This window comes from Hyphomonas sp. UBA4494, from assembly GCF_002388935.1.
GTDB lineage: Bacteria > Pseudomonadota > Alphaproteobacteria > Caulobacterales > Hyphomonadaceae > Hyphomonas.
In genome coordinates, this window is record NZ_DGNK01000027.1 from 12,804 (window position 1) to 22,048 (window position 9,245).

At 58.2% G+C, this 9,245-nt stretch carries 8 protein-coding genes; all 8 read left to right on the top strand.

Annotated features, from left to right (window positions below):
* Positions 1–927, top strand: a 927-nt coding sequence (locus tag B2P82_RS10335) for an NAD(P)H-dependent flavin oxidoreductase (RefSeq protein ID WP_290496964.1), incomplete at its 5' end; no start/stop codon positions are given.
* Complete coding sequence (locus B2P82_RS10340; RefSeq protein WP_034766457.1) at positions 924–2,114, top strand: thiolase C-terminal domain-containing protein; 1,191 nt, start codon at positions 924–926, stop codon at positions 2,112–2,114. The genes B2P82_RS10335 and B2P82_RS10340, both read left to right, overlap by 4 nt.
* On the top strand, positions 2,111–2,572 hold the full coding sequence (locus B2P82_RS10345) for a Zn-ribbon domain-containing OB-fold protein (protein WP_081806136.1): 462 nt from the start codon (positions 2,111–2,113) through the stop codon (positions 2,570–2,572). Before B2P82_RS10340 ends, B2P82_RS10345 begins: the two co-directional genes overlap by 4 nt.
* A gap of 7 nt (positions 2,573–2,579) precedes the next feature.
* Positions 2,580–3,830: an acyl-CoA dehydrogenase family protein gene (locus B2P82_RS10350; RefSeq protein ID WP_034766456.1), complete on the top strand. Its 1,251-nt coding sequence runs from the start codon at positions 2,580–2,582 to the stop codon at positions 3,828–3,830.
* Positions 3,830–4,912: an acyl-CoA dehydrogenase family protein gene (locus tag B2P82_RS10355; protein WP_349679745.1), complete on the top strand. Its 1,083-nt coding sequence runs from the start codon at positions 3,830–3,832 to the stop codon at positions 4,910–4,912. Before B2P82_RS10350 ends, B2P82_RS10355 begins: the two co-directional genes overlap by 1 nt.
* A gap of 58 nt (positions 4,913–4,970) precedes the next feature.
* Complete coding sequence (locus tag B2P82_RS10360; protein WP_034766454.1) at positions 4,971–6,581, top strand: acyl-CoA synthetase; 1,611 nt, start codon at positions 4,971–4,973, stop codon at positions 6,579–6,581.
* Positions 6,581–8,218, top strand: coding sequence for a flavin-containing monooxygenase (locus tag B2P82_RS10365; RefSeq protein WP_034766453.1), 1,638 nt, complete (start codon positions 6,581–6,583; stop codon positions 8,216–8,218). The genes B2P82_RS10360 and B2P82_RS10365 overlap by 1 nt, the downstream gene beginning before the upstream one ends.
* Complete coding sequence (locus B2P82_RS10370; RefSeq protein ID WP_035551935.1) at positions 8,215–9,189, top strand: alpha/beta fold hydrolase; 975 nt, start codon at positions 8,215–8,217, stop codon at positions 9,187–9,189. Before B2P82_RS10365 ends, B2P82_RS10370 begins: the two co-directional genes overlap by 4 nt.
* Positions 9,190–9,245 lie beyond the last annotated feature (56 nt).

Genomic DNA, 9,245 nt, shown 5'->3' on the forward strand with positions numbered 1-9,245 from the left:
CCGCAATCCGGTAACGCGCCCGCCAACCCGATGGCAAAAATCGACGAATACAAGGAGTTTACCCGCGATTTCATGGCGCGGGAGAACCTTCCCGAAGTCGATGCTGCAGCAGCGATGCGCGCCGCAGGTTCGCCGGATATGGGCAAGAGCCAGCTCCAGCTATTCTCGAGAGAATTCTTCGAGGCGCAGATGGAGGTGGTGATTGAGGAAAAGGTGCCGGTCTATGCCGCGGGCCTCGGCAATCCCGCGCCCTGGATCGACCGTCTTCACGCCAACGGCACCAAGGTCATGGCGGTGATCGGCAAGGTCAAGCATGCCGAGCAGGTGGTCGATTCCGGTATCGACATGATCGTCGCCCAAGGTCACGACGGCGGCGGCCACAATTCACCTATCGGAACCATGTCGCTTATCCCGCAAGTCGTGGATGCGGTCGGTGATCGGGTGCCCGTGATCGGTGCAGGTGGTATTTCAGATGGGCGCGGTGTCGCGGCGTCGCTGATGTTGGGGGCAGAAGGCGCGTGGATCGGCACCGCATTCCTCGCAACGGACGAAGCAGGCATCGAGCATTTTCAGAAGGAAGCAATCACCGAAAGCGGTGACGCGGATACCGTCGTAAGCCGCTCGTTAACCGGCAAGCCTGCCCGCATGATCCGTAACAAATGGGCCGATGCGTGGGTTGCTGCGGGCAAGGAACCACTGCCCATGCCTTTCCAGTCGATAATTTCAGGTCCGGTTATGGCTTCAGGCCTCAAGGCTGAGCGCAAGGATATCATGCCTGGCTTTGCTGGCCAGGGAATTGGCCTCATCCATTCGATCCGGCCCGCAGCCGAGGTGATGCGTGAACTTGTCGAAGGTGCGGAAGTCGCACTCTCCCGCTCGTTTGTCGGAGACATGCAGTCCAGCCAACAGGACAAGCATCAAAAATGAGCGCCACATCCACCTTCAATTTCAGTGACAGGTCCGCAATCACGGGCGTCGGTGAAACGGCATTCATCAAGGGCGCCGAAAATACCGCGGTCGACATGATGCTCGAAGCTTCCCGCAAGGCGATCGCTGATGCCGGGCTGAAGCCATCCGACATCGACGGCATGGTTCCGCCGCCGATCTACACGACATCGGAAGAAATGGCCGCCAATCTGGGTATCGACGTATTGCGCTATGCGGCTACCGTTCACATGGGCGGAGCCAGCCCGACGACAGCGCTCCAGAACGCGGCGATGGCGATCGCCAGCGGACTTTGTGACCACGTTCTCGTAACGCTGGGCTGGAATGGCTATTCCGCACTCAGGCCCAAGGCCGGTGCCCCGCCTACCCGGCCGATGAACATGAACACTCTGACCAACACCATTCAGGGCTATTACATTCCTTATGGCGTGTTCCTGCCGGTGCAGATGTATGCCTGGCTCGCCATGCGACATTCCAAGCTCCACAGTGTCGGGCCGGACGCGATGGCCGCTGTGGCACTCGCATGTAACCGTCACGCGCAGCTAAATCCGAGAGCCTTCAATTATGGCCGTACATTCGATCTCGAGGCATATCACTCGGCGCGCTGGATATCCGAGCCTTTCCGGCTCTACGATTGCTGCCTGGAAACCGATGGTGCCTGTGCGGTCGTTGTCTCGCGCATGGAACGGGCCAAGGACATGCGGCACGTGCCGGTAAGCATCGCAGGCGCGGCTGAGGGCCACCCCTATCCCGCCGACGACATCCCCTCGCGCCCCGACCCTTTCAAGATCGGCCTCAGCTATGCCGCCCCGCGCGCATTCGAGATGGCAGGCGTCACCCGCGAGGATATGGATTTTCTGCAAATCTACGACTGCTTCTCTTATATCGTGCTGTTGCAGCTTGAAGCGCTCGGTTACTGCGAACCCGGCGGTCAGAGCGAATTCGTCGCTGATGGCCAGATCGAGCTGGGTGGACGCTATCCCATCAACACCCATGGCGGCTTGCTGAGCGAAGCGCATGTCTGGGGCCTCAACCATGTTGTTGAGGCGGTCCGCCAGCTGCGCCACGATTGCGGCGAGCGTCAGGTCGCAGATGCCCAGACCGGCCTCGTGACCGGCTGGGGCGACCTTGGCGACGGGAGTATCGCAATCCTCAGGAGGTTTACGTGAGCGACAAGAACGAACTGCCGCCTAAAATGCGCTTCAAGGCGCAGAAGGCTCCGCCCAAGCCGAAACCGCGCCCGCAGGATCCTATCGAACAGGAATTCTGGAATCGGTGCCAGGATGGCCATCTCTATTTCCAGCGTTGCAGCGATTGCGGCACCCTCCGCCACCTGCCTCGTTATATGTGCGCGAAGTGTGGCTCACCGGAATTTTCGTGGGAGCGCAGCACTGGCAAGGGTACGCTTTTTTCCTGGACCATCACCCACCAGGCCCTGCACCCGGCATTTGCCGCCGACATTCCCTTCGTGGCTGCGGTGGTTGAACTCGAAGAGGGTGTACGCATGGCCACTCGTCTGATCGATTGTGACCATGATAGCCTCAGGCTCGACCTTCCTGTAGAATTGACATTCGAAACAATCGGGGACGACTTCCGTCTGCCCGTTTTCCGTCCCTGCGAGGAATAGAAGCGATATGGATCTCGATTACGGCCCCGAATACGACACATTCCGTCAACAGGTGCGCGATTTCATCGAAGCGCATAGCCACCTTGCGCCGCCGTGTGCGACTCGGGCAGCCCGCCCTTCACCCGAAGCCGTCAAATGGCAGAAGCTGCTGATCGAAAACGGGTACACTGCCCGCACGATCCCGGCGGAGTATGGCGGCTACGGCGCGGAACCCGACATCCTCAAATCGCGCATCATCTCCGAGGAGTTTTCACGGGCCGGGGTGCCGGGCGGGCTCACGAACCAGGGCATCTCGATGCTCGTCCCGACTTTGCTGGAACTCGGCACCGAGGAGCAGAAGCAACGCTGGATCGAACCCACGCTGAAAGGCGAGATCGTATGGTGCCAGGGCTATTCTGAACCCGGTGCCGGATCGGACCTGGCCAGCCTCAAGACCAGGGCGCGAGTCGAAGACGGCAATTTCGTCATCAATGGCCAGAAAATCTGGACCAGCACGGCGAAGCAGGCCGACATGATCTTCTGCCTCGTAAGGACCGAGCCCGACGCACCAAAACACCGCGGTATTTCCTACCTGATCTTCTCGATGGACACACCGGGTATCGAGGTTCGTCCTTTGAAGACGATGACAGGCCACGCCGAATTCAATGAGACATTCTTCACCAATGTCCGCGTTCCGGTGGACCAGATTGTAGGGGCGCGGGGCCAGGGCTGGCTCGTGGCGAATGCAACCCTCGGCCATGAGCGCGGAATGCTGGGTGATCCCGGCGCGCTCGAAAACCGGCTACAGGCACTGATCGCCCTGATGCAGGAAGAGCGTATCGGACAGGCCCGCGCAATCGACAATCCGGTTCTGCGAGATCGGCTGTTGGCGCTCCAGGCCGAGGTGTCAGCGATGAAATGCAATGGGATGCGTATCCTTTCGAACAGCCTCAAGGGTGAGTCAGGCGGCATGGCGAAGCTAATCGTCAAGCTGCAAAGCTGTGAGATTGCCCACCAGATTTCAGCACTGGCGATCGACGCCATGGGTGAGATAGGCACGCTTTACCATGGCAGCCCGCGAGAGCGCGAAGGAGGCGCGTGGCAATGGAACTACATGTTCCAGCTCGGTCTCATAATAGGCGGCGGCACCGCGCAGATTCAGAAAAACATCATCGCCGAACGTGGCCTCGAAATGCCGCGCGAACCGAAGCTCGCAAAGGTTTCGGATGCGGCGAAAGCAACCGCAGACATAGAGCGTCACAAACAGGGATCAGCCTAATGGATTTCGGATTATCTCAGGACCAGCAGATGTTACGTGATGCGGTTGCCCGTTGTCTTGCGGACACCTGCCCGCTCGATCATGTCCGCGAATGCGCCGAACTGGACAATCCACTCAGCGACAAAGTGCTCGGCGCCGTTCAGGACTTGGGAATTCCCGGAATGCTGGTACCTGAAGAGCATGGCGGCCTCGGTATGACCCTTCTCGACGCTGCCATAGTTGCCGAACAGCTCGCCTATATGGTCGCGCCAGTGCCTTTTCTCGCCAGTCATGTACTTGCGCCTATCGCGCTGAGCGAGGCTGGTAGCGAAGAACAAAAAGCACAATGGCTACCGAAGATCGCGAACGGCGAGGCGCGTATCGCTGTCGCGATTTCCGAGACGGTCGAGGCGCGCGACGGGGCGGNNGCTGATGGGAAGCTCAGCGGAACCGCCGTGTTCTGCCTGGATTTCGAGGGAGCTGACGCTTACATCGTAGCCGACGCTGGCGGCCGGCTGCACCTCGTTACAGCCGATGCCCTCAAACTGGAGACGATCCGGCTGACGACCATTGATCGCACCCGCAGTGTCGGGGAATTGCGTTTCGAACAGACAGAGGCAGAACCGCTTATTGACGATAACGGCGCGACAACGGCCCGGTTGCGCGATGCGGGCCGTGTGATCTTAGCTGCTGACAGCCTTGGCGCAGGCCAGGCCATGATCGAAAAGGCTGTCGATTATTCTGGCCAGCGCGAGCAGTTTGGCCGGCTCATCGGCAGTTTCCAGGCCGTCAAGCACATGTGCGCGGAGATGGCCGCACGTCATGAGCCATGCCGCTCGCTTGTCTGGTATGCGGCCCACGCCTTCGATTCGATACCGGAGGATGCATCCATTTTCGCCTGCCATGCCAAATCACACACAGGCGAAGTCCATCGCTTTGTCGCCCGCACCTCCACCGAAGTGCATGGCGGAATGGGATTTACGGACCTGATGGGTCTTCATTACTGGTTCAAACGTATTGGCTTCGACCGGCAAGCGCTTGGAGGCCCCGAAACGGTGCGGGCCGAATTGGCAGCCCTACAGGGTTGGATAAAAGCCCCGTAATACACTCATTGTATACGGCTGCGAGATTTGCGGCCCAGTCTTGAAGGAATCAAGCAACATGATCGAATGGAATCTCGGCGACATTCTCGACGCAATCGAGCCCGCCATGCCTCAAGACGCTCCGGCCTTGATACACGGCGACCGGATCATCACTTGGCCCGAAATGTCCGCGCGCTCGAACAATGTCGCGCGCGCGTTGCGACAACGCGGAGCTAGCGACGGCGCCAAGGTGGCTTTCTACATGCGCAACCGCCCTGAATATGGTGAGCTGATGGCGGCCTGCTTTAAGGGGCGGTTGACTCATGTGAACATCAATTACCGCTATCGCCCCGAAGAAGTTTTTTACATTTTTGATGATTCTGACAGCGAGGTGATTATTTATAGTTCGGAGTTCCGTGACTGTATCGTCGAACTCAAGGACCGGCTCGGAAAGGTTCACACCTTCGTTGAAATTGGCGATGCTTCGCAAATCGCACCTTTTGCGATCCCTTATGAAATTCTCGCGCAGGAAGGTGATGGATCAGCGCTCGGCATCACGCGCTCGCCTGACGATTTGCTCTTCATTTATACCGGCGGCACGACAGGGATGCCCAAGGGCGTGATGTGGCGTCACGACGATATGCGCAAGGCGCAACTGGACGCCCAGAAGCTGCTCGGCCCCGTTCCGCAAACAGTCGAGGAAAACGTCGCCCTAATCACCAGTCAAGGGCCGGGCAGACGTACACTTCCCTCCTGCCCGTTAATGCACGGGACAGGCTTCATCACTGCGATCGGCACGCTCATGTCGGGCGGTGCCATCGTGACTCTGTCGGACCCATCTTTCGATGCGCTTGAATTGTGGGAGACGGTTGATACGCACAAGGTGGAAAGCATTTCAATTGTGGGCGACGCTTTTGCCAAACCGATGTTGCAGGCGCTGGACGATAATCCCGGTCGCTGGGACACAAACAGCCTTGTCTCCATTGTTTCATCCGGCGTGATGTGGAGCAAGGAGGTCAAGGCTGGCCTGTGCAAGCATATCCCCCAAGCGGTGCTGATGGACAGCTTTGGCGCTTCCGAAGGGCTCGGCTTCGGCCTCTCCGTCACAACCGCAGATGGGGGTACGAACACCGCGAAATTCGGGATCGGTGAATTCTGCGATGTCTTCGATGAATACGACCAGAAAGTAACGCCGGGCAGCGGCGTACCGGGATATATCGCTCGCAAGGGCGCAATCCCGGCGGGTTATTACAAGGATCCCGAAAAGTCCGCCAAGACCTTCCGCACTATCGACGGGGTGCGCTATTCGATTCCAGGCGACTGGTGCACGGTCGAAGCCGATGGCAGCCTGACCCTGCTGGGCCGTGGCAGCGTGTGCATCAACACGGCTGGTGAAAAGGTCTATCCGGAAGAAGTCGAGGAAGTCCTCAAGACCCATCCCGCCATCGCTGACGCGCTGGTCGTGGGCGTGCCGAGTGAAAAATGGGGCCAGGCCGTCATCGCCGTCGTGCACCTGAGTGGCGACGCTGCATTCGACGAGCAAGGCGTCAAAGACCATGTTCGTCAGCAATTGGCCGGCTACAAAACGCCAAAGGCCATCCATCCAACGGAAACAGCCCTGCGCGCATCCAACGGCAAGGCCGACTATGCAACAGCGAAAGCAATCGCCGAGCGTTTGACGGTCGCGTGATGAGCAAGCGGGCTTCTCCTGATTACGACGCCCTAATCGTCGGTGCCGGCTTCAGCGGCATCTACCTGTTACACAAGTTACGTAACGCCGGGTTCAACGTGTTGCTGGTGGATGCTGCGGCCGAGCCGGGCGGTATCTGGTATTGGAATTGCTATCCGGGCGCACGAGTGGATTCGCAGGTGCCGATCTACGAGTACTCAATACCTGAAGTGTGGAAATCATGGACCTGGAGCGAACGATTTCCCGGATGGAAAGAGCTAAGAGCGTATTTCCATCATGTTTGTAATACACTCAAGCTGTGGCCCATGATGCGCATGGGGTCACGGGTCACAGGCGCGAACTATGAGCAAGCGGCGCAGCAATGGCGCCTGCAACTCAACGGAGAGGAAACTGTTACGACACGGTTCCTCTTGCCCGCTATTGGTTTCGCATCAAAGCCGCATATCCCTGATTTTCCCGGCATTGAGGATTTCGAAGGCGAATGGTTTCACACGGCGCGCTGGCCACAACAGGGGGGCGATCTCAGCGGACGCAAGATTGCCTTGATCGGCACCGGGGCAAGCGGTGTGCAAGTCGCGCAGGAAGCCGCGAAGTCCGCATCGAAGCTGACCCTATTTCAAAGAACACCAATCCTGGCGCTGCCCATGCGGCAGCAAAAGCTATCAAAGGAAGATCAAGAACGCGACAAGCAGGATTATGCTGCTATCTTCGAAACGCGCAAGCAGACCAGCGGAGGGTTCGAATCTCAATCGCTGGACGTTTCGGCGCTCGAAGTTGACGAGAAAGAGCGCACCGCACACTTCGAATATCTGTGGCAGAAAGGCGGCCTCAGGTTCTGGTATCACAATTTCGCCGACCTGCTGATCAATCGCGAAGCGAACCGCTACGCCTATGATTTCTGGCGAAACAAGGTTTGCGACAGGATCTCCGATCCCAATCTTGTTGAACAGCTCGCGCCTTCCGAACCACCCCATCCATTCGGCACGAAGAGACCTTCGCTCGAGCAGTGTTATTACGAGATTTTCGCGCAGGATAATGTCGATCTGGTCGATCTGAAGGCAACCCCCATCACCCAGATCAAACCGCACGCGATAGAGACCGCTGACGGCGAGGTGGAATGCGACCTCATCGTTTACGCCACCGGCTTCGATGCCGGGCGCGGCGGCATGGTCGATATGAACATCACGGGGACGAACGGCCTGTCTGTTTCACAAGCTTGGGAAGACGGGTTACGCGCCTATCTCGGCATGGCGATAGCAGACTTTCCAAACATGCTGTTTGCATACGGTCCACTTAGCCCGTCAGGTTTCTCGAACGGCCCGACCAGCGCAGAGATACAGGGTGACTGGATCTGTGACTTTCTCGTCTGGATGCGGGACAATGACAGTAATCAATTCGAAGCCTGTGCGACCGCAGAAGCTGACTGGACCAAAATGGTTGCCCAGGCCGGCGCCATGACACTGTTTCCAGAAGCGAATTCCTGGTACATGGGCGCAAATATCCCTGGCAGGAAGCGTCAGCTGATCAACTTTCCAAGCGTGTCTGGATACGTCGCACTCTGCGAAGAAGTAGCGAACGAGGGGTATCGCGGCTTCATGATCGACAAACCCACCAGCAACGAACAGATGATGGAATGAGTATGTTAACCAAAGTGACAGTTTTTCCCGACGATATCAGCCCCGTCTGGGCTGGAGATGGTTCGCATCTGCCGGAATGGTTTGTGTCGGCCCTGAAAGTGCCGCGCGAGGAAGGTTATGTGGAGATCGACAATGCTAAAGTGCATTACTTTCGCTGGGGCGACCGCAGCAAGCCGAAAGTGCTTATGACACATGGCTTTCTCTCCCACGCGCGCTGCTTTGCCTTCATCGCCCCATTCCTCGCCGAAGACTATGACGTTGTCGCGTTCGATCTCGCCGGCATGGGCGACTCGGAGATGCGTGGGCAGGCCGATCCAGAAGCGAGAGGGCGCGAATTTGTTGAGATTGCCGAGGCGCTCAATCTGTTTGCAGATGGCCACAAACCCACCATCGTCGCGCACAGTTTCGGTTCCGGCGCAGCGCTCACTGCCGTGACGCAATCGCCCGATCACTTCTCCGGCCTCGTAATTTGTGATCTCATGGTCATGCGCGCCGAGCTCCTGGAGCAATACTGGAACCAACGCCGTTCCAGCCCGGGGTCAGGTGATCCTGACAAGCCCAAGCGGTCCTACGCGAGCTATGAAGAGGCGCGCAAAAGATACGTCCTTTCCCCGCCCCAGCCGGTTGGCGAGCCTTTCCTCCTAGATTACATGGCCTATCATTCTATGCGGCGCGACGGAGACAACTGGACATGGAAATTCTCACCCGAGGTATTCCGGCGAAGCAATAAGTCAGAGGAATGGCTCACTATCGGCCAGCGACTCGTGAATGCGCCGGGTCGCAAGACCATCGTTCATGGTGCCAAGAGTCAGCTCTTTACCAAGGATTCGGCTGACTACATCCGTGAGCTAGGGGGCGGTGACATCCCAATTATCGCCGTACCTGAGGCGCGCCACCATTTGATGCTCGATCAGCCATTGGCATTCGTGACCGCACTCCTGAGTATTCTGCACCTCTGGGAGAATAAGTAGACCAGCCCCTCATGCCGCTGAACCAAGCTTCGAAGTGACCTGCTCCCCGAAAAATC

Bases quoted from the DNA above. Each gene is read 5' to 3' on its own strand.
- B2P82_RS10350 (WP_034766456.1), top strand. From the start codon at position 2,580: ATGGATCTCGATTACGGCCCCGAATACGACACATTCCGTCAACAGGTG.
- B2P82_RS10365 (WP_034766453.1), top strand. From the start codon at position 6,581: ATGAGCAAGCGGGCTTCTCCTGATTACGACGCCCTAATCGTCGGTGCC.
- B2P82_RS10340 (WP_034766457.1), top strand. From the start codon at position 924: ATGAGCGCCACATCCACCTTCAATTTCAGTGACAGGTCCGCAATCACG.
- B2P82_RS10360 (WP_034766454.1), top strand. From the start codon at position 4,971: ATGATCGAATGGAATCTCGGCGACATTCTCGACGCAATCGAGCCCGCC.
- B2P82_RS10370 (WP_035551935.1), top strand. From the start codon at position 8,215: ATGAGTATGTTAACCAAAGTGACAGTTTTTCCCGACGATATCAGCCCC.